Consider the following 20,581-nt stretch of genomic DNA (forward strand, 5'->3'; position numbering starts at 1 on the left):
AAAGCCTCCACAAGGGAGGCTTTCATATTCTAAAACTAAACCGTCAACTCGGTATTAGTGAGAACCACAGCTACCGCCGCCGCAGCAGCCGTCTTTTTTCTCTTCACCGTGGTCGTGGCCTTCGCCACCGCAGCAACCGCCTTCGTGATCATGGTCGTGACCGTGACCGCCACAGCCGCCTTCTTGGTGTACGTGACCGTGTTGAACTTCTTCTTCAGTCGCTTCACGAACCGCTACTACTTCAACGTCAAACGTTAGAGTTTGGCCAGCTAGCATGTGGTTGCCATCAACAACAACTTCGTCGCCGTCTACTTCAGTTACTTCTACAGGGATTGGACCTTGATCAGTATCCGCAAGGAAGCGCATGCCAACTTCGATTTGTTCAACACCTTGGAATACGTCAGCAGGAACACGTTGCACTAGTGCATCGTTGTGCTCGCCGTAAGCGTCTTCTGGAGTAACAGTTGCAGAGAACTTGTCGCCAGCAACTTTGCCTTCAAGCTCTTTTTCAAGACCTGTAATTAGGTTGTTGTGACCGTGAAGGTAATCTAGTGGAGCTTCTGCAGTTGATTGGTCAACTACTACGCCATCTTCAAGTTTCACTTGATATGCAACACTAACTACTACGTTCTTTTCAATTTTCATGAGAGCTCCAAGGAGGTTTGGACTAAGCTCCAACAATTGAGCTTAGGAAAAATTCTGTACCCGGATATTATGGGGATCAATTATCGAAACTCAATCACTCAGGCTTAAAAATACCGATCATTTCTTGATTCGCGTGTTCAGATTTCTCTACAGTTTTCGGTTTACGTTGCTCTGAGAAGTCACAATCGACACATTCCACCAGCTCGATATTATTCTCAATCCACCAACGAAGCGTGTCTTGAGTATTGCAGCTAGGGCAGCTCGCCCCTGCGATAAAGCGTTTTTTCTGTTTCACGTTAATATCCTTTACTACTCTGGATTCGCGGTTCTCTATGCTTGATATGAAAGCGAATAGGAACGCGTTTATTATTTGGTTTCTCTTGGCAATAACTTTTGGCTCAAAGCATGAATTAGATACTCGAGCCATTCACTCTAAACAGAGGCTATTGCCAATAGTTACGAGATTGGTGGTCATTCTCCATCTCGTGTCCAAAGATCTCTTCAAGCTCTTTACGAGCCTCTTTCGCTCTTTGGGCTAACTCTGCGTCTTCATTATGCTGAGGCAGTAATTCTTTCAGCATACCATTATCCAACTTCCTAAAATGTGCTTCTGCTCGCTTCGCTTTGTATGGATGCATGCCAAGTTCAGTAAGAGTTTGACGGCCAAGGTCCAGTGCTCCAAGGAAGGTTTCACGCGAGTAATTGTTTACCCCGTGATTAAGCAATTGGTACGCTTCAACACGGCTTCGTGCACGTGCCAAGATTTTAAGGCGTGGGAAGTGCTGCTTACACAAGTCGACGGTTTTCATGATTTCATCAGGAGAGTCAGTACACAACACAATCGCTTCGGCCTTATCTGCCCCCGCTGCGCGTAACAACTCTAAGTGAGTGGAATCACCGTAAAATACCTTGTAACCAAACTTTCTCAGGATGTGGATTTGGCTTGCGTCACTTTCCAAGATCGTAATGCGGATCTTATTGGCGTACATCAGACGACCGATGATCTGACCAAACCGGCCAAAGCCAGCAATAATCACTCGAGGGCTGCGGTCAACCACATCCGAAGACATCGCATTTTCGCTGATTTGATTCAATTGGCGAGCAAAGAACTTATCTTGCAGCTTAAGCATTAATGGCGTGGTCACCATTGAGAGACTCACCACAACTAGCAAAAATGACACTTGCTCACCACTCAAGATGCCTTGTGCACTTGCCGCTGTGAAGATAACGAAAGCGAATTCACCACCTTGGCTGAGAATCATCGCCATACGGCTGCGCGCTTTAGCCTGAGTACCAAACATTCGAGCAAGGGCGTACAAAACCAAACCCTTTAGTACGACCAACGCTAGAACAGCGATCAATATTGCAAACGGGCTTTCGGCTAATAAACCTAAGTTAACGGCCATACCGACTGAGATGAAGAACAGACCAAGTAACAGTCCTTTAAATGGGTCAATCGCGATTTCCAGCTCATGTCGGTATTCACTTTCCGCTAGAAGTACGCCCGCTAAGAAAGTACCCAATGCCATCGACAAGCCAATTTGTTGCATGATAACGGCAATACCAATCACCAATAGCAGAGCAGCAACGGTGAACAACTCACGCACACCACTCATTACCACATAACGGAAAAGAGGCCTCAACAAGAAGTGTCCACCGACTAGTAAACCAACCACACCACCTAACATCCACAACATGTCTGCCCAGCTGCCGCCGGTGTTACCTGCAAGTAAAGGCAACATCGCCAACATAGGTATTACAGCAATATCTTGGAAAAGTAGTACTGCAAAACCTGACTGGCCTGCTTCCTTACCACCAAGCTCTCGCTCTTCAATGACCCTCAAAGCGATCGCGGTCGAAGATAGGGCTAAACCCATGCCTATTACTAGGCTTGTTTGCCACGTTAAGCCAAACATACAGGCGATAGCAGTAATAATCAGAGTGGTAATCAGCACTTGCGCACCACCGAGCCCGAGAATGGGCGCTCGCATCTGCCACAGTTTTTTAGGGTTAAGCTCTAAACCAATCAGGAAGAGCAGCAGCACCACCCCGAATTCGGAAAAGTGCAGAATCGCTTCTACATCGCTGATTAAACCGAGTCCCCATGGGCCAATTGCCACACCAGCTAATAGATAGCCTAATACCGAACCTAAACCGGCGCGCTGCGCGATAGGTACCGCAACCACCGCTGCAGCTAGGAATATAACGCTACTTTGCAAAAAATCATTAGTCAGAGCCATCGTTCGCTCCTATATCTTGTAGCGGGTCTCGCAACCAGTTTCGATAAGCCTCTGCGTGTTGATAACGTGTCATGTCTGAGACATTTCGTGCCCAGTGTAAAACCAAAGGTGGAATCCAGTTCATCTGACACAAAGCGGCTGTGAGTTCGAAAGGTTGTAAAATCTCTTGTAATGGATATTTATTATAGCCTGCTGCTCCAAACGCCTCTTCTTTACCACCCGTAGTGATAACGCTACGCCAGTGTTTACCTTTCAATGCACTTTGCTCACCAAACGCAAAGCCTTTACCCAAGACCCGGTCAAACCACTCTTTTAGCAATGAAGGACAGGAATACATAAACAGAGGGTGTTGGAACACAATCACATCATATTCAAGGAGCAGAGAATGCTCATACGGCACATCGATAAAGAAATCAGGATAGATGGCATAGAGATCGTGAATTTTAACGTGCCCGAGCGACTCTATTTTCTTAACCATCATCTGATTGGCAATAGAGGTTTCTGGCTCTGGGTGCGCGTAGATAACCAATACTTTGGGCACTACTTTGTCTGTCGAGGGAGTATTACTCATTCCTTTGAAGCATTCCTTTTAAGGCTAAACGGTGGCAAGGCCACAAGAATTTAAGCAAAAGTTATTAATATGTTATTGGCATCATAACGCAAATTGCATTGTGATCGACTTTTATCTGGTTTCAGCCTACTATGCAGGCGTCTGTTCATCTCTAATTTCTATGCTATTTCTATGATTACTTTCTCTGATATTCAATTGCTACGCGGCGGTAAGCCCCTCCTCGACCAAGCATCTGCGACTCTTCACCCTGGCGACAAGATTGGCTTGGTAGGTAAAAACGGCTGTGGTAAATCGACGCTGTTCGCTTTAATTAAAGACGAACTATCGATTGATGCTGGCTCATTCAGCAAACCTGCTCATTGGGAAATGGCGTGGGTTGCTCAAGAAACCCCAGCGTTAGAAAGAACAGCAATTGAGTACGTGATTGATGGTGACCGTGAATATCGTGGCCTTGAAGATCAGCTGCAAAAAGCAGAAGTAGCCGACAACGGGACGCTAGTTGCAGAGATTCACGGCAAGATAGAAACCATTGGTGGTTACAGCATTAAGGCTCGCGCAGCAGAATTGCTAGACGGCCTAGGCTTTAGCCAAGAACAAATGACGTGGAACCTGACCCAATTCTCAGGTGGTTGGCGTATGCGCTTGAACCTAGCGCAAGCCCTACTGTGCCGCAGTGACTTACTGCTGCTCGATGAGCCAACCAACCACTTGGACTTAGATGCGGTAATGTGGCTAGAGCGTTGGCTACAAAGCTACCCTGGCACACTGATTCTTATCTCGCACGATAGAGACTTCTTAGATCCTATCGTCAACCGCATCGTGCACGTAGAAAACCAAAAGTTAAATGAGTACACAGGTAACTACTCATCGTTTGAGAATCAACGAGCGCAAAAACTGATTCTGCAACAGGCGATGTACCAGAAGCAGCAAAAGCAGATGGCTCACATGCAGAGCTACATCGACCGTTTCCGTTATAAAGCTTCAAAGGCTCGCCAAGCGCAAAGTCGTATTAAAGCGCTAGAGAAAATGGAACAAGTACTGCCTGCTCAGTTTGATAACCCATTCAGCTTTGAGTTCAGAGAACCAGACGCACTACCAAACCCAATCATGATGATGGATGAGGTCTCTGCAGGTTACGATGACAAATTAATCCTAGAGAAGATTCGCCTTAACCTTGTTCCGGGTAGCCGTATCGGTCTACTGGGTCGCAACGGCGCAGGTAAATCGACACTTATTAAGCTGCTTTCTGGCGAACTTAAACAGCAAGGTGGCGAGCTGAGCTACTCACAAGGCGTTAAGATTGGTTACTTCGCACAGCATCAACTAGAAACGCTGCACCCAGAAGAGACACCACTGCAACACATGATGCAGATTGCGCCTAAACACACCGAACAACAGCTGCGTGATTATCTAGGTAGCTTTGGCTTCCAAGGCGAGAAAGCACTGGATAAAGTGGCTCCTTTCTCAGGTGGTGAGAAAGCACGTTTAGTATTGGCGCTGCTGGTATGGCAAAAGCCGAACCTGTTGCTACTCGATGAACCAACCAACCACTTGGATCTCGATATGCGTCAGGCACTGACATTCGCTCTACAAACATTTGAAGGCGCGATGGTTATCGTATCGCACGACCGTTACCTACTTCGTGCAACTACCGATGACCTGTACCTTGTGCACGACCGCCAAGTTGCGCCGTTTGACGGTGACCTGAACGATTACTACAAGTGGCTAACCGAACAGCAAAAAGTGGAACGCAAAGAAGCACAAGCGCAGGCTCCAGCGAAAGATGGTGCCAACAGTGCTGCTGCGAAAAAAGAGCAAAAGCGTAAAGAAGCGGAGTTCCGTAAGTTAACCGCACCAATCCGTAAAAAGCTGACTCAATTTGAAAAGCAGATGGATAAACTGACGCTTGCTCTTGAAGAAGCCGAGCAACAATTATCCGACACTTCACTGTATGAAGCTGAAAATAAGGCTAAACTGAATGAAGTACTCGCCCTACAAGCGAGCAGTAAGTCACAACTTGAAGAAGTTGAAATAGATTGGATGTCCACTCAAGAAGAGCTTGAGCAGATGGAACAGGATATGGATAACTTATGAGCCCAAAGCACGCCCCAATATCACTAACACTGGAACGACTATGGCAATTTAGCCTTCAGTATTACAGTGTGCGCGGTGTTAAAGATGCGTGCTTAACTTTGCAAAACCAGTTCCACGGCAACGTCAATCTACTGCTGCTCCTCAAATGGCTCGATGAGCAGCAAGTGTCTTTTGCAGAAGAAGAGTGGCACAAAGTACAGCAGTGCTTAAGCCGCTCAGAAACCCTACTTCATAGTTATCGAGAGTTACGTAAGCATCTAAAAGAGCATGTTGTCGACTCTCTCTACCGTGAAGCCTTACAGTTTGAACTGCAACTTGAGAAGCAGCAGCAATCCGACCTTGTCGACTGTATCAACTCGCTGCAACTTTTCACCAATCAACAAGCGCCACTGGCTCTGCAATATTGTCGTCTACTCGGGGCAGAAAACCTCTATGACGCATTTTCTGAACCCGCCCCTCAGCCTTAACTCATTTTCTTTCTCTTTTGAGTTGTTCCGGTACAAGCTTACTCTCGTATTGATATTTCGCTCCACCTAACAAAACGAGTGCTCATAGCAAGCAGAGGCTAGCTCGTACAAGTTTGATAATATTCAATCAGTTACTCACAACATGTTTTTACATTGAGTCTCAGCGAAAGGCTTGCGCTTGCACCGAGAATCAACCAAGCTCAAATAAAAACGTGGGCGCATCGTAATACTTAGTACTTTTCAAAGCCCATAAAAAGCACGGACTGTTTTATGACCATATTTACCGCAGCGGCTGGTTTATCTAACCCACACTTACAAACTTTAGTGCCAAGGTTTATCAGAAAGCAGGCGTTGTTCCATCCTACATGGCAAACCTTAGAAACGCCTGATGGTGATTTCCTAGACCTTGCTTGGAGTGAATCACCAGATAACGATGAACTGACGAGCAACAAACCTATCTTTATTCTGTTTCACGGATTAGAGGGCAGTTTTGAGAGCCCTTATGCCAACGGGCTGATGAATGCATTTGCGAAGGATGGTTGGTTGTCCGTGATGATGCACTTTAGAGGTTGTAGCGGTAAACCGAATCGCCTGGCTCGCGCATATCACTCAGGTGAAGTTGAAGATGCTCGCTTTTTCCTGAGGCACCTGCACGCACAGTTTCCTAATAACCCTAAGGTGGCAGTCGGCATCTCTTTAGGTGGAAACATGTTGGCGAATTATCTGGCAGAATATTCAGACGATCCCCTGCTATCAGCGGCAACCATAGTGTCAGCTCCGTTTGATCTGGCTTGTTGCGCGAGTCGCATTGAGAAAGGCTTTTCTAAGCTCTACAAGAAGTACCTGCTCAGCTCTCTCAAATCAAACGCCCTAAAAAAGATTAACCTGCTGCAAGAGAAGCTCGACATCACCGTTGAGACAATCAAGAAGATTGATAAGTTGTATGAGTTTGATGAACGAATCACCGCGCCTCTGCATGGATTCAAGAACGCTCAAGACTATTACGCACAGTGCTCTGCACTTCCCAAACTCAATAAGATAAAGCTACCGACTCAGATCATCCATGCTAAAGACGATCCTTTCATGACCGATGATGTGGTTCCTAAGTTCGTGCTGCCAGATAACATCGATTATCGCTTGTTTCAGAAAGGGGGGCATGTTGGATTCATTACTGGTAGTACACTAAAACCAAGGTTTTGGTTAGAAGAAGCACTGCCTGCCTACTATGAAAGTATTCAAGGTTCAGCATAACGGTTAAGCCTGCTAAATATATAAGTGAAACCTTGATAAGATTGCGCAGCCCCTAATTGGTGTTGTACTAAAACATCACTAGACACACTCATCAACATATCAATGAACATAAAAGAGAGAAGTATTTATGATCATCCCATGGAAAGACATCGAGCCTGATACGCTGGAAAACCTCATCAAAGAATTCGTACTGCGTGAGGGGACAGACTACGGCGACGTGGAGATCTCTCTACAAAACAAGATTGACCAAGTGAAACATCAATTAGCTTCTGGTGAGGCCAATATCGTGTTTTCCGAACTGCACGAAACCGTTGATATCCAGCTCACAAAACGCTTCTAAGCTGCGCTTAACACAGAGCCGTGTTATAGTGGAAAACGATTGCTAACAAGTAAGTTACTCATAAGACAAGGGTTGTCATGTCCGCTAAACATCCAATTATTGCGGTGACGGGTTCTTCAGGAGCCGGCACCACCACTACCTCAGAAGCCTTCCGAAAAATGTTCAATATGATGGACGTGAAGGCTGCTTGGGTTGAAGGGGATAGTTTTCACCGCTTCACTCGACCAGAAATGGACGTCGAGATCCGCAAGGCACGTGAGCAAGGTAAGCACATCAGCTACTTCGGCCCACAAGCCAACGACTTCGCAGCATTAGAAGAGTTTTTCCGTAAATACGGTAATGAAGGTACTGGTAAAGTACGTAGTTACCTACATACGTTCGATGAAGCTGTGCCTTATAATCAGATGCCAGGCACCTTTACGCCATGGCAAGATATCCCTGAAAATTCAGACGTGATGTTTTACGAAGGCCTACACGGCGGTGTGGTTGATGGCGACATTAATGTCTCTCAACACGTCGACCTGCTGATTGGCATGGTTCCTATCGTAAACCTAGAGTGGATTCAAAAGTTCGTTCGTGACACACGCGATCGTGGCCACTCACGCGAAGCAGTAATGGACTCCATTGTTCGTTCAATGGATGACTACCTTAACTATATTACCCCGCAATTTTCGCGTACTCATATCAACTTTCAGCGTGTCCCAACCGTAGATACATCAAACCCACTTAATGCCAAAGGGATTCCAAGTTTAGATGAAAGCTTCGTTGTTATACGTTTGCGCGGCATCAAAAACGTCGATTTCCCGTACCTTTTGGCGATGATTGATGGCTCATTCATGTCTCGTCATAACACACTAGTGGTGCCAGGTGGCAAGATGAGTTTTGCTATGGAGCTCATTGTGAGGCCAATCCTACAACAACTCATCGAAACCGGGAAAATAGGTTAACAAAACGACATTCTGGCTGATTACTTTTCATACCGTGATCATGTGCACAATTTTGCGTAAAAAATCGTAGCTTGGTCACGATTAAAATCAAGAAATAGTACCTGAAAAAGGATACTATTCTTAAACGAAACACAAGATAGCTTGCAGCGCTCATCGAGTGCTCTTATCCTAAGAAGTCAATTCAGGCTTAGCTAAAATACGGAAAGCGGCAAGCATACCCTGCAGAGGAAGTGAGATATTATGGTTCTAGGTAAACCTCAAACCGATCCAACATTAGAGTGGTTCCTTTCACACTGTCATATTCATAAGTACCCTTCAAAAAGTACTTTGATCCATGCTGGTGAAAAGGCAGAGACCTTGTACTACATCGTTAAAGGTTCTGTGGCAGTTCTTATTAAAGACGAAGAAGGTAAGGAAATGATTCTTTCTTACCTAAACCAAGGCGACTTCATCGGTGAGCTAGGCTTGTTCGAAGAAGACCAAGAGCGTACAGCTTGGGTTCGTGCTAAATCTCCTTGTGAAGTAGCTGAAATTTCTTTCAAGAAGTTCCGTCAACTTATCCAAGTGAACCCAGACATCCTAATGCGTCTTTCAGCGCAAATGGCAAGCCGCCTACAAGTAACTAGCCAAAAGGTTGGTGACTTAGCGTTCCTTGACGTTACAGGTCGTATCGCTCAAACGCTACTAAACCTAGCGAAACAGCCAGATGCAATGACTCACCCTGACGGCATGCAAATCAAGATCACTCGTCAAGAGATTGGCCAAATCGTTGGTTGTTCTCGTGAGACAGTAGGTCGTATCTTGAAGATGCTAGAAGAGCAGAACCTAATTTCTGCACACGGTAAGACTATCGTGGTATACGGCACTCGTTAATTTCGATTAACTGAGTCAAAAATATGAAAGCCACCAAATGCGAATTTGGTGGCTTTTTCTTTATTGAGAGAAGATACGAGATACGAATGGAACACATGAGGCTCTCGCCTTGTAAACATTCTCGAAGCGAAGCGTACCCGCTTCCCTAAGGCAAAGCCCTTGCTCGTATCTTTCGTTAACCGTTGGTGCTTTCGAAGATCTTGTCCGCCGATGCAGCAACAAAACCAGTATAAAGCTCACCATTGGCCATCGCATAACGCTTAGCGAACTCATAGAAGCCACCAGGAATCATCTCATTGCCTTCAACAAATGCCACTGGCACTTTGTCTGCCATGGTTGATGATTGCTCTAACAACACCTCTGGAGAGCCTTTCACCTCACCACCTGATGCGTTAATCGTAAAGCCAGCATCACTCAGGTAGTCATTCACTGCTTGTACTTCATCGAACTTGTTCAGTTGATTGACACTAACCGTGAAGTGGTTGGCACCGTAACCGTGAGCCGCTAACCAAGAGGCGTATTCGCTCTCCTTCGCTAATAGTTGGAAATCAGCGAAGCTCAAATCCCAAAGGCGGCCACCAAATAGGAATTCATGTCCCTCTAACTTACTTGCATCAACCTGCTCAACCAATTTGGCAACGATCTGCTGTAATTCACTAGAACACTCTTCTACCTTCAACTCACTAATAAACACTTTCGGTTGTTTTGGATCTGGATGTTCGTAGTGTTTAGCCACTAGCTTCTTACTTTCAAACAAGTAATCACCACATGCTTTGTAACCCAGCTCAAGGAATGGCTTAGCTAATGTTTCAATACCTAGAGGGGCAACATTAAAAGTACGCAGTGCAATGTGATCATTGATCAGCGCTTCATCTTCTTTTAGCAAGTGATGTACTTTCTCTGCCGACGGGCAAAGTCTGTGAATGTAATCGTCCCATAGTGATTTAAAGAGTAGATCGGGCGTCATGGTGACTCCTTGTCAGAGGTTCTAGCAAGCTAGTAATTTGGATTAGAAAGGGAGAGACTGAGACACAAAGTCAGCAGCCATCAGCCTGTGACATACTTGTTCTATTATTATCTGCCGCCCAACCTTGATGCTGAGCGTGGTTAAAATAAGGAAGCGATACGCCGCTCCCCTATCTCATAACTATCGAATAAGCCTGAGCTTAATATCAACCTAAACTACAGCTCGATACCTGGGCTAAATGTTGCTGGCAGCTGAGTTTCACCACCTTCCATTGAAGCCATTGGGTAAGCACAGTAGTCCGCTGCGTAGTAAGCACTTGGACGTAGGTTACCTGACGCACCCGGGCCACCAAATGGTGCATCACCACTTGCGCCTGTTAGCTGACGGTTACGGTTAACAATACCCGCGCGAATATGGTCAACGAAGTATTCCCACTCAGCATCGTCGGTTGAGACCAGGCCTGCAGACAGACCAAAGCGAGTGTCGTTAGCTAACTCAACCGCTTGCTCTAGCGATTGGTAACGAACCACTTGCAGCAATGGGCCGAAGTACTCTTCATCTGGTAGCTCAGCAATGTTGGTTGCATCGATAATGCCTGGAGAAACAAATGCTGCTTCGCCCGCTTTTGCCTCCACTAGGCTGATACCACCTAGAGATTGCAGGTTAGCTTGTGCCTCTAGAATAAACTTAGCTGCAGCTTCAGAGATTTGCGGTCCCATGAAAGGAGCTGGTTCTGCGAATGGCTGATCAACACGAATCTTTTGCGTCGCTGCGACCAGTTTTTCGAGTAGCAGATCACCCTTCTCGCCAACAGGAACATACAGGCGACGAGCACATGTACAACGTTGACCAGCACTGATGAACGCTGATTGAATAATGGTGTATACCGTTGCGTCTGCATCACCGTATTGGTCACTGATCACCATAGGGTTATTACCACCCATCTCTAGTGCCAGCATCTTGCCCGGTTGACCCGCGAATTGACGGTGAAGGATGTGACCCGTATTAGCACTACCCGTGAACAGCACACCATCAAGACCTTTAGCATCCGCTAATGCGATACCTGTCTCTTTAGCACCCTGCACTAGGTTGATTACACCAGCAGGAAGACCCGCTTCTTGCCATAGCTTCATCGCAAATTCACCTGTCCAAGGTGTCTGCTCTGAAGGTTTGAATACCACAGTGTTACCCGCTAGCAATGCAGGAACAATATGACCATTAGGTAGGTGGCCCGGGAAGTTGTAAGGACCAAACACCGCCATCACGCCCAACGGACGGTGACGGAGTACAATTTGGTTACCCGCTGCTTCACGTGATGCTTCACCAGTACGGTCGTGATAAGCACGAATAGAGATGGCGATCTTGCCCGCCATTGCGCCTGCTTCAGTGCGAGTTTCCCAAATAGGTTTACCCGTCTCTTTTGCGATAATTTGCGCGATCTCTTCGCTGTTCTCTTTTACCTTTTCCGCGAACTTCAACACGATCGCTTCACGCTCAGCAAAGCTCAGTTTTTTCCAAACTAGAAACGCTTCGCGAGCTGCTGTCACTGCAGATTCAACCTGTGCAGGTGTTGCACTATCACCCTGCCACACTACTTCGTTGTTGTATGGGCTTACTGATGTCATGGCGTCACCTTGACCTGCCACCCATTGTCCTGCTATCCACTGAGTCATACTTCTATCCTTAAAATCTTCGACAGATAATCGCCGCTCTTATTGAGCCAGCATGCGAACGAAATCGCCTTCTTTCACTTCAAGAGCGCTTGCTACTTCAGATGATAAAATCACTGTGTCGCTTGCTTGGTCATACGCACCTTTCGCGGCTACTGCGCGGAAGTTTTCAAACGAGGTATTACCAATTAGGAAGTCTTTAGAGCTAGAGTGCTCTGCAATTTGAACCTGTGCTCGAACGGAGTGACGCACAGATTCGATGTTTCTTAAATCACACTCAACCGTTGGTCCCGCATCAAAGATGTCGACGTAACCACGATTAGTGAAACCTTCACGTTCCAGCAGTTTCAATGCTGGGCGAGTGTTGTCGTGCACTTGACCAATCACCGCCTGAGCTTCTTCACTCAATAGGTTTACATAGATTGGCAGCTTCGGCATAAGATCCGCGATGAAGCCTTTCTTACCAATACCCGTTAGGTAATCGGCGAGTGTGAAATCAATCGAGAAGAAGTGCTCTTGCAACCATTTCCAGAATGGCGAGTTGCCTTCTGCATCTGATACACCACGCATCTCAGCAAAGATCGTTTTCGAGAAACGCTCTGGGTGCTCAGCCATCAGTAGGAAACGACACTTAGACATCAGTCGACCGTTCAAGCCTTTGCGGTAATCAGGACGTAAGAACAACGTACAAATTTCGCTGCAACCTGTGTAGTTATTACCAAACGTCAACAGCTTAACCACGTTATTGACTTTAAGGCGTTGTGAAGAGTGAACCACTTTACTGATGTGGTACGAGTAAAAAGGCACGTCCCAGCCAATCGAAGCTTCGATACCTGTTGTACCAGCGACTTCACCTGTTTCAGCGTCGAAACCCACCATTAGGTAGCCTTCATCACCAGGTTCAATCACGTCTGCTTTCGCAAAGCTGTATTCAGAGTGGGTAATTCGGTTAGTTAACAATTCTTCGTTAACCGGAAGAGATGTGAATCCATGACCTGATTCAACTGCACAGGTGTGCAGCGCATCGTAATCAGACAGTTTTATTGGGCGAACAACTAGCATCAATATTCCCTCCAGATGCAAAATAGGCCCAAAACCAGAAGCTTGGGCCTTTAGCAGTACGTCATGGGATCGCTCTAGTGGCGACCATTCCTATGACGCCGCTCAGGCTAAACTAGCGTAGCGATTGCTTTGTCTAGTTTTGATAAGCCTTCTTCAATTTCTTGTTTAGTGATAACCAGTGATGGAGTAAAACGAACCACGTTTGCACCCGCAACCAGTACCATCAGACCTTGCTCGCCTGCTGCTACCAATACGTCGCGCGCACGTCCTTGCCATTCGTCATTTAGTGCAGCACCCAACAGTAGGCCTTTACCACGAATCTCACTGAAAATTTGGTATTTATCGTTAATCTTAGTTAGACCATCACGGAATAGCGCTTCGCGCTCTTTCACGCCAGCCAGAGTTTCAGGTTGACTAACTACGTCAACTACAGCTTCTGCTACCGCACACGCCAGTGGGTTACCACCGTAAGTAGAACCGTGCGTACCAACCTTAAGGTGTGTTGCCAGTTCAGATGTCGTTAGCATTGCGCCGATAGGGAAACCGCCACCTAGTGACTTAGCCGTGCTTAGGATGTCTGGTGTTACACCTAGACCTTGGTAAGCATAGAAATCACCAGTACGGCCGTTACCTGTTTGTACTTCATCAAAAATCAGCAGTGCATTGTGTTTGTCACACAGTTCACGAACCGTATTAACGAATTCAGCCGTTGGAGAAATGATACCGCCCTCGCCTTGCAGAGGTTCCATCATGATTGCACAAGTGCGATCAGAGATATGCGCTTCTAGAGCCGCAATATCGTTGTAAGGCAGGTGAGTTACATCGCCAGGTTTTGGACCGAAGCCATCAGAGTAAGCCTCTTGACCACCAACGGTTACAGTAAAGAAAGTACGACCGTGGAAACCTTGTTTGAATGCAATGATTTCAGATTTCTCAGGACCGTGAACATCTGCTGCCCAACGACGAGCTAGCTTAAGTGCTGCCTCATTCGCTTCTGCGCCAGAGTTCGCAAAGAATACTTTTTCTGCAAAACATACGTCAGTTAGCTTCTTCGCTAAACGCAGTGCAGGTTCGTTAGTCATTACATTACTTAGGTGCCAAATCTTGTTTGCTTGCTCAGTAACGGCATTCACCATTGCAGGGTGACAGTGACCCAAACAGCTCACAGCAATACCACCAGCAAAGTCGATATACTCTCGGCCTTGTTGGTCCCATACGCGTGCGCCTTCCCCTTTTACCGGGATCATTTCCATTGGGTTATAACAAGGCACCATCACCTCATTAAACAGACTACGTTCTACATTATTTTCCACTGTCATCGTACATTCCTTCTCGATACCGCAAGCTTCGCAAATAAGCGTAATGATTCATAAGTGAGACGAAAAAATTTTGTCTCGCTACAATCCCGCTGCAGCATTATATTTACATTTAATTAACGTTTTCAATAGTAGATTATTCTTTAGCCATCCCTCACAACCAGCTAAACCTCACTACCTATGACTATTTATGCATCAATCAACCTGTTTTATGAAGCTTTTTTTACGTATACGCCTATCCTGCAAAGGCAAAGCCTTACGGGCACAGCGGTATATTGGGTTCAAAAGGAAATACGGCGAATAACTTTGCATAGGCTAAAAACTTAGCCTGATGAGGAAGAAATGTTATAAAAAGTGATCAGCGTCAGAAGGATCGAGCTCGGTAAAACTCGAATTAAAACGTATAACGAGGGAGTTCGCAGGTTAAACTCACCTATTTAGGAGAGTAAAACGCCTGCTTTAAACACTTAACGTGCTAAAAAGTTAGCCAGAAGTTGGTGCCCTTGCTCTGTTTTAATCGATTCAGGGTGGAACTGAACCGCATCAATTGGCAAGGTTTTGTGTTGATAGCCCATGATCTCATCCATACTGCCATCTTCAAGCTCTGTCCAAGAAGTCAGTTCAAAGCAATCTGGTAGTGTGCCGTTTTTCACCACAAGGGAGTGGTAACGCGTGACGGTTAGTGGGTTATTCATCCCTTGGAAAACACTCTTACCATTGTGGCGTATCGGTGAAGTTTTACCGTGCATCACTTGTCTTGCTCTCACTACTTCACCGCCAAACACTTGAGCAATGGCTTGATGGCCAAGACACACACCTAAGATCGGCAACTTGCCAACGAAGTGTTCTATGACTTGTAGAGAGATACCCGCATCATCGGGTGTACAAGGCCCCGGGGAGATCACAAGGTGACTAGGATTCAGCGCTTCAATACCCGCAATATCAATTTCATCGTTGCGTACAACTTTTACAGTTACCCCTAACTCACAGAAATACTGATATAAGTTATAGGTAAAAGAGTCGTAGTTATCGATGATAAGTAACATGGGTGAAATCGTTTGCTAAATACTAAATGATTGGGAGATATAGGGGCGGTATTGTGCAATACCCATAGCGAAAGGCAAGTGGAAACTGCATTTCACCAATAATTAAGGCCAACCTAAGTTGACCTTAATTGTTTACAGATAACTGTCAATTACCCGCATTCGGTGACGTGTACTCACTGTCACCGTTAGCAGTAAAGCTGATTTGCTTACTACTTACGACGACGCCACATCGCTAGACCAAACAGCGACATTAACGCGCCAAAACCAAACGAACCACCGACTTTTAGCTCAAGAACCGCTGGATCATGATCCGATGAGCGGAAGTGGTCTTGGTACTTAGGTAGGTCGCCTTTGTACTCTTCGTTGTAGTCAAACAGCGTCGATTCACCACCATTGATATGCCAATCGGTCGCATCCACCACCATGTCTTTTAAGCTCTCGCTCACCAATAAGTGGTCTAACGCACCCACTTCATCATTGTATGAGTAGCTCCAGCTGTCTGGATGCTTCTGCGCGACCGCATTAGCATAGCCGTAGTTCTTAGTAATCACAGCACCGTTATCACCAAACTGCTCAACGCCATTAATGTAAGTGTTACGCGCCGCTTTGATCTGCTTGCCGTACTTCTCTTCAGAGTAATCTGTCAGCACCAGCATTGGATCTTCCATGCCATACGAGTTCATATCACCCAGAATCACTTTGTGACCTTCAATGCCATCGAGTGCTTCACCCAGTGCAACCGCCGCTGCAACACGGAAGTTCTCACATGAACCTTGCTTATCGGCATCTACGCCACCTTGACCGCCTTGCTCAACAGGTGCTGCATCTTCCCAACACTTAGAACCTTTCGATTTAAAGTGGTTAATCGCTACAGTCAGTTTCTCTTTGGTGCCCTTCACCTTAAAGGTTGGCGCCAGAGAGTCACGTTGGTAGTTCTTACCATCTTCAATCACCTTACCAGAGTCGTCTAACACCTCTGGTGCTTGCTGGCTTGGCATCGCGATTACACGGCTGTCTTTAAGCTTAACCACCTTCTTACGGTAGATAACACCCGTAGTAATTACATCAGTGCCGATCGAGTCCATTTCGTCGGTCACGCCATCTTCATTAGAGTCGACAGCGACGAAGGTGTAACGGTCTTTCTTATGCTCAATGCGGTCATTCAGTTGATTCACAAGCTGTTGAATTGCCGAACCTTCACCAAAGCCGTTGTTCTCAATTTCCATCAAGCCAATGATGTCAGCATCCAAGCGAAGAATCGCGTTTACAATCTTCTCTTGCTGTACTTCAAACTCAGTGATGGTGTTTGCACCACGGTTATTACCATGCTGGTTCGCATCACCGCCAAATGGAGAGTTGAAGTAGTTCAGGACATTAAAGGTCGCAATACGTAAGTCGCCTTCATCCATATCTGGTTTGTCGGTACGTGGGTCGTTGCGAACGAAGTTTTCAGCGGTGATCTGGTTAGTCGTGATCAGGCGGTATTCACCATAGCTGTAGGTCAACACACCTTCTAGACCAACAATAGTGTCATCAATACGGATGTAGTCTTCCGTTGAGCCATCTTGGTCGATGTCAGTACGGCCAAAGTCTGGGTAGAAAGGAACTTGTCCATCACCTGCTTTTTGGTCAGTTTCTACGAAAAGACGACGATCAGCATTGTCTTCCATTTGCTGTTTCGCTTCATCAGAACCCGCTGCGAAAAGTTGGTTTGGTTGCATGTTGATACGCTCATGCGCCAAAACCATGTTGTTACGACGACCAGCGTAGTCATAACCGAAAGTACGCGTCACACGCATATCAAGTGCTTCGGTTGTTTTCACCAACATGCCTTCATAGCGTTCAAGTGTCGCCGCAAAGTTCTCGTCTGTATCTAATACTTCAATGGCTGTCGCTTCAGGCGCATCCTGCTCGCCTTGCTTTAACCATTGATTGTTTTCAACTTTAAGCTGAGTGTGGCTGTAGTATTCTTGCACTTTACCTTTCACACACACTACATCGCCTGCAGCTAATTCAGAGCTAGATTGATTGGTATGAACAAATAGACCTTCAGAAGTGCTTGGGTTGAAATCATCCTCAAGAGCTTGCAAGTAGAAACCTTTAGTTAGGCCGGTAGTAACTGCGCTTACCACTCCTTTTACGAAATACTCATCGTCGGTGATGTACGGGTAGCCATCGATGAACGGCGATGTTGCGCCCTCGCCTTGGATTTCTTGAATGGTGGTAAATACTGGAGCAGCACCGTCTTGCGTACAAGCGAAGGCTTCTGGCAGCTCAACATTATCTAGAGAACCTAGACCTTCAATACTGTCCTTCGGTAGCGATACCCATTGTGAAGCATCAAACGTCGCCGATGGGGTTTGCTCAGCACGAACTAAGGTAACATCTTTACCCCAGTCGACATCGCCCATCACGCCAACCATGTCCAACACGCTTGAGTCTGCATTCAGGATAGCCAACGGGTCATCACCATTGTGATTAGCCAATGAAGCATTAAGAATGTCAGCGACCGCTTTAATCTCATCGCTTGCACTGCTATGCGCAACAACAAGTACCTCACCAGGCGCTAAAACGTGGCCATCTAAAGGTAAAGTGGCTCCCCATGATCCGTTGCCATTCGCTGATTTAGCCAGTGAATAACCATCTAAATTAATGCTGCTGTCGCTGTTATTGGCGATCTCAACCGCTTTGTTATAGCTGCCGCCTTCCACGTATTGTGAAATAAACAAATCAGCGTGTGCGCTTGTGGTTAACAAGCTACCAATTGCCACTGCTAGCAATGAAGGTTTGTGTAAAAGAGCCATCCGTTTCACCTGAGTTCATCGATTTATAATTACTGCCATCTATGGGCAGTCATGTATTTTGTGGTAACTATCAGGTTTATTTATGAAAGGAATAAGTCAGTTGGCAAGAAAATGAGGAACTTATCACTTTGGAATCATCAATTGTTTGGCACGCAATATATTTCCAACACAAATAGAAATGAGTAAAAATTTATAAAACCAAAACTCATTTAATAAGATATCCTGCACAACACAGATGTTACAGATGTGTTAGCCATTACATGCGTAAATCATCAATTAAAACAGCACGATTATTGGGAAGCCTTAACTAGCGGGCACTAAAAAGCCCAAATTAAACGCAGTTACTTTGGGCTTAGATTTTACAGCGGAAGGTGTTGAGTCACCCTATGGGCGAGTTACAAAACCTACTGCTTCGTATGCTTTCTTCAGCGTTACTGCTGCGCGCTCAGAAGCTTTTTCTGCACCCGCTTTCATTACTGCGTCCATGTAGGCACGGTCAGCACGGATACGGTGGTATTCCGCTTGAATCGGCTCAAGCATCTCAACAATCGCTGCACCCACATCTTTCTTGAACGGGCCGTACATTTCAACGCCTTGGTACTGCGCTTCAATCTCTTCGAATGTTTTACCTGTTGCTGCCGAGTAAAGGCCCATCAGGTTAGAGATACCCGCTTTGTTTTCCCAATCATGGGCAATGCGTGGTGGTGTTTCTGCATCCGTTTGCGCTTTGTTGATCTTCTTAATGATCGACTTAGGCTCTTCTAGCAGAGTAATTACGTTCTTGCGGTTGTCGTCCGACTTAGACATCTTCTTCGTCGCATCTTGTAGGCTCATTACACGTGCATTCACTGTTGGGATGTACGGTTCTGGCACTTCGAAGATTGGTTGCTCTGGCGAGTAGATGTTGTTGAAGCGAGTTGCGATATCACGCGCTAACTCTAGGTGTTGTTTCTGGTCGCTACCTACAGGTACTTGGTGAGCACCGTAAAGCAGAATGTCCGCAGCCATCAGTACAGGGTAATCAAACAGACCTACGTTCACGTCGTTTGAGTGACGCGCAGACTTGTCTTTAAACTGAGTCATACGGCTCAGTTCACCCATTTGTGTGTAACAGTTAAGAAGCCAACCAAGTTGAGCATGCTCTGGTACGTGAGACTGAACAAATAGCGTGCTCTTCTTTGGATCAACACCGACAGCAAGACAGATAGCTAGTGCGTCTAGAGTCGCTTCATGCAGTGCTTTCGGATCTTGGCGAACCGTAATTGCGTGAAGGTCTACCACACAGTATTGGCAATCGTAGTCATCTTGCATCTGTTGCCATTGACGTAGAGCACCCAAGTAGTTACCGATACTTAGTTCACCAGATGGTTGAACACCACTCAATACGATGGGCTTGCTCATGGTTTTAATTCCTTTGCTTATTCGCTAAGTCAATTGATGGCTTAGCTTCTTAACTTAAATATAGAAAAGCCGCACAGCTCTTTCTGCGCGGCTCATCCAGTGTACTCATTGATAAGTATTTTGCTAGTGGGTTAGCTAACTTTTGTCCGCTTTATGCAGAAACTAGAACGACGTCGAGCAATTGCGCGACATTATCTGCCACATAGTCAGGGTTTGATGCTGAAATAGGCTCACCGTGATTGTAGCCGTAAGTCAGGCCAAATGAGTGACAACCCGCGTTCTTTGCCGCTTTAATGTCGTTGCTTGAATCACCAACCATTAGCATCTCTTCTGCTTTCACATTGTGCTTTTCTAGCAACCAGTTTAGCGCTACTGGGTTCGGTTTTTTCTCTGGGAAAGAGTCACCGCCAAGTACATCTACAAAGTACTTATCGATGCCGTGTTGCGCTAGTACGTCTGGCACAAACTTCGATGGCTTGTTGGTTACTAATGCCATAGTAAAGCCAGCTTGGTGCAGCTCTGCCAACGTCTCTTTTACTGATGGGTAAAGGTGGCTCAGCTTATGACCGCCCTGTTCGTAGAAATCATCGAACAAGATACGCGCTTTTTTCAGCAGCTCGGGTTCTAAGCTTGGATCCACCGTTAGGTTGCGGCTTAGTGAACGACCGATAAGCACGTCAGCACCATTACCTACATAGTCACGAACTTGCTCTTCACTCACTGAAGGGAAGCCTAACTCCTGACAAGCTTGGTCAGCAGCTACTGCCAAATCAGGCACGCTGTCTAACAAGGTTCCATCCAAATCAAAGGCGATCAGTTTTATTGAGCTTAATGACATCTTACTTTCCTATTAATTATATTCGTCTCATATGTTGAGCAATAAGACG

Annotated in this window: 18 protein-coding genes; 6 read left to right on the forward strand and 12 right to left on the reverse strand. The window is 46.1% G+C overall.

What is annotated here, in order from left to right; translation table 11 throughout:
* Window positions 1-54 precede the first annotated feature (54 nt).
* The 4 genes from slyD to kefG all read right to left on the reverse strand — a co-directional run bounded on the left by slyD (window position 55) and on the right by kefG (window position 3,456).
* Window positions 55-645 (reverse strand): peptidylprolyl isomerase, encoded by a 591-nt coding sequence (gene slyD, locus L0991_22675; GenBank protein ID XGB65584.1) that lies wholly within the window; start codon window positions 643-645, stop codon window positions 55-57.
* A gap of 94 nt (window positions 646-739) precedes the next feature.
* Complete coding sequence (locus tag L0991_22680) at window positions 740-940, reverse strand: YheV family putative metal-binding protein (protein XGB65585.1); 201 nt, start codon at window positions 938-940, stop codon at window positions 740-742.
* Between the two features lie 148 nt (window positions 941-1,088).
* Complete coding sequence (gene kefB / locus L0991_22685) at window positions 1,089-2,885, reverse strand: glutathione-regulated potassium-efflux system protein KefB (protein ID XGB65586.1); 1,797 nt, start codon at window positions 2,883-2,885, stop codon at window positions 1,089-1,091.
* Window positions 2,872-3,456, reverse strand: a complete 585-nt coding sequence (gene kefG / locus L0991_22690; protein XGB65587.1) for a glutathione-regulated potassium-efflux system ancillary protein KefG — start codon at window positions 3,454-3,456, stop codon at window positions 2,872-2,874. Before kefG ends, kefB begins: the two co-directional genes overlap by 14 nt.
* 171 nt (window positions 3,457-3,627) lie before the next feature.
* On the opposite strand from kefG, the gene L0991_22695 reads away from it, so the two are divergent.
* The 6 genes from L0991_22695 to crp all read left to right on the forward strand — a co-directional run bounded on the left by L0991_22695 (window position 3,628) and on the right by crp (window position 9,428).
* Window positions 3,628-5,550, forward strand: coding sequence for an ABC transporter ATP-binding protein (locus L0991_22695; GenBank protein ID XGB65588.1), 1,923 nt, complete (start codon window positions 3,628-3,630; stop codon window positions 5,548-5,550).
* Window positions 5,547-6,017, forward strand: a complete 471-nt coding sequence (locus L0991_22700) for a TIGR02444 family protein (GenBank protein ID XGB65589.1) — start codon at window positions 5,547-5,549, stop codon at window positions 6,015-6,017. Before L0991_22695 ends, L0991_22700 begins: the two co-directional genes overlap by 4 nt.
* A 270-nt stretch (window positions 6,018-6,287) precedes the next feature.
* Window positions 6,288-7,268 (forward strand): hydrolase, encoded by a 981-nt coding sequence (locus tag L0991_22705; protein XGB65590.1) that lies wholly within the window; start codon window positions 6,288-6,290, stop codon window positions 7,266-7,268.
* A 127-nt stretch (window positions 7,269-7,395) separates the two neighbouring features.
* Entirely contained in the window at window positions 7,396-7,608 is a 213-nt protein-coding gene (locus L0991_22710; protein XGB65591.1) for a YheU family protein, read from the forward strand.
* A 77-nt stretch (window positions 7,609-7,685) separates the two neighbouring features.
* Window positions 7,686-8,555, forward strand: a complete 870-nt coding sequence (locus L0991_22715; GenBank protein ID XGB65592.1) for a phosphoribulokinase — start codon at window positions 7,686-7,688, stop codon at window positions 8,553-8,555.
* A 240-nt stretch (window positions 8,556-8,795) separates the two neighbouring features.
* Window positions 8,796-9,428 carry a cAMP-activated global transcriptional regulator CRP gene (gene crp, locus L0991_22720; GenBank protein ID XGB65593.1) on the forward strand — a complete coding sequence of 211 codons (633 nt, stop codon included), beginning with the start codon at window positions 8,796-8,798 and terminating at the stop codon, window positions 9,426-9,428.
* A 175-nt stretch (window positions 9,429-9,603) separates the two neighbouring features.
* Here the strand turns inward: crp and L0991_22725 are convergent, their stop codons facing one another.
* From L0991_22725 to L0991_22760, 8 genes are all read right to left on the reverse strand, one after another.
* Window positions 9,604-10,395: a DUF1338 domain-containing protein gene (locus L0991_22725; protein XGB65594.1), complete on the reverse strand. Its 792-nt coding sequence runs from the start codon at window positions 10,393-10,395 to the stop codon at window positions 9,604-9,606.
* A 215-nt stretch (window positions 10,396-10,610) separates the two neighbouring features.
* On the reverse strand, window positions 10,611-12,068 hold the full coding sequence (astD, locus tag L0991_22730; GenBank protein XGB65595.1) for a succinylglutamate-semialdehyde dehydrogenase: 1,458 nt from the start codon (window positions 12,066-12,068) through the stop codon (window positions 10,611-10,613).
* Window positions 12,069-12,107: 39 nt separating this feature from the next.
* On the reverse strand, window positions 12,108-13,127 hold the full coding sequence (gene astA / locus L0991_22735) for an arginine N-succinyltransferase (GenBank protein XGB65596.1): 1,020 nt from the start codon (window positions 13,125-13,127) through the stop codon (window positions 12,108-12,110).
* Between the two features lie 107 nt (window positions 13,128-13,234).
* Window positions 13,235-14,446 (reverse strand): aspartate aminotransferase family protein, encoded by a 1,212-nt coding sequence (locus tag L0991_22740; GenBank protein XGB65597.1) that lies wholly within the window; start codon window positions 14,444-14,446, stop codon window positions 13,235-13,237.
* A gap of 464 nt (window positions 14,447-14,910) precedes the next feature.
* Window positions 14,911-15,489 carry an aminodeoxychorismate/anthranilate synthase component II gene (locus L0991_22745; GenBank protein XGB65598.1) on the reverse strand — a complete coding sequence of 193 codons (579 nt, stop codon included), beginning with the start codon at window positions 15,487-15,489 and terminating at the stop codon, window positions 14,911-14,913.
* A 209-nt stretch (window positions 15,490-15,698) separates the two neighbouring features.
* Window positions 15,699-18,293, reverse strand: a complete 2,595-nt coding sequence (locus L0991_22750) for an ExeM/NucH family extracellular endonuclease (protein ID XGB65599.1) — start codon at window positions 18,291-18,293, stop codon at window positions 15,699-15,701.
* A gap of 384 nt (window positions 18,294-18,677) precedes the next feature.
* Window positions 18,678-19,694: a tryptophan--tRNA ligase gene (trpS, locus tag L0991_22755; GenBank protein ID XGB65600.1), complete on the reverse strand. Its 1,017-nt coding sequence runs from the start codon at window positions 19,692-19,694 to the stop codon at window positions 18,678-18,680.
* 151 nt (window positions 19,695-19,845) lie between these two features.
* Window positions 19,846-20,532 (reverse strand): phosphoglycolate phosphatase, encoded by a 687-nt coding sequence (locus tag L0991_22760; protein ID XGB65601.1) that lies wholly within the window; start codon window positions 20,530-20,532, stop codon window positions 19,846-19,848.
* Between the last annotated feature and the right edge of the window lie 49 nt (window positions 20,533-20,581).

The sequence above is a fragment of the Vibrio chagasii genome (assembly GCA_041879415.1).
Taxonomy (GTDB): domain Bacteria; phylum Pseudomonadota; class Gammaproteobacteria; order Enterobacterales; family Vibrionaceae; genus Vibrio.

Excerpts from the sequence above, each read along its gene's own strand:
- L0991_22700 (XGB65589.1), top strand. The coding sequence starts at position 5,547 with ATGAGCCCAAAGCACGCCCCAATATCACTAACACTGGAACGACTATGG.
- L0991_22695 (XGB65588.1), top strand. The coding sequence starts at position 3,628 with ATGATTACTTTCTCTGATATTCAATTGCTACGCGGCGGTAAGCCCCTC.
- L0991_22760 (XGB65601.1), bottom strand. The coding sequence starts at position 20,532 with ATGTCATTAAGCTCAATAAAACTGATCGCCTTTGATTTGGATGGAACC.
- L0991_22715 (XGB65592.1), top strand. The coding sequence starts at position 7,686 with ATGTCCGCTAAACATCCAATTATTGCGGTGACGGGTTCTTCAGGAGCC.
- crp (XGB65593.1), top strand. The coding sequence starts at position 8,796 with ATGGTTCTAGGTAAACCTCAAACCGATCCAACATTAGAGTGGTTCCTT.
- astD (XGB65595.1), bottom strand. The coding sequence starts at position 12,068 with ATGACTCAGTGGATAGCAGGACAATGGGTGGCAGGTCAAGGTGACGCC.
- trpS (XGB65600.1), bottom strand. The coding sequence starts at position 19,694 with ATGAGCAAGCCCATCGTATTGAGTGGTGTTCAACCATCTGGTGAACTA.
- slyD (XGB65584.1), bottom strand. The coding sequence starts at position 645 with ATGAAAATTGAAAAGAACGTAGTAGTTAGTGTTGCATATCAAGTGAAA.
- L0991_22745 (XGB65598.1), bottom strand. The coding sequence starts at position 15,489 with ATGTTACTTATCATCGATAACTACGACTCTTTTACCTATAACTTATAT.
- kefG (XGB65587.1), bottom strand. The coding sequence starts at position 3,456 with ATGAGTAATACTCCCTCGACAGACAAAGTAGTGCCCAAAGTATTGGTT.
- L0991_22740 (XGB65597.1), bottom strand. The coding sequence starts at position 14,446 with ATGACAGTGGAAAATAATGTAGAACGTAGTCTGTTTAATGAGGTGATG.
- L0991_22705 (XGB65590.1), top strand. The coding sequence starts at position 6,288 with ATGACCATATTTACCGCAGCGGCTGGTTTATCTAACCCACACTTACAA.
- astA (XGB65596.1), bottom strand. The coding sequence starts at position 13,127 with ATGCTAGTTGTTCGCCCAATAAAACTGTCTGATTACGATGCGCTGCAC.
- L0991_22725 (XGB65594.1), bottom strand. The coding sequence starts at position 10,395 with ATGACGCCCGATCTACTCTTTAAATCACTATGGGACGATTACATTCAC.
- L0991_22750 (XGB65599.1), bottom strand. The coding sequence starts at position 18,293 with ATGGCTCTTTTACACAAACCTTCATTGCTAGCAGTGGCAATTGGTAGC.
- L0991_22710 (XGB65591.1), top strand. The coding sequence starts at position 7,396 with ATGATCATCCCATGGAAAGACATCGAGCCTGATACGCTGGAAAACCTC.
- kefB (XGB65586.1), bottom strand. The coding sequence starts at position 2,885 with ATGGCTCTGACTAATGATTTTTTGCAAAGTAGCGTTATATTCCTAGCT.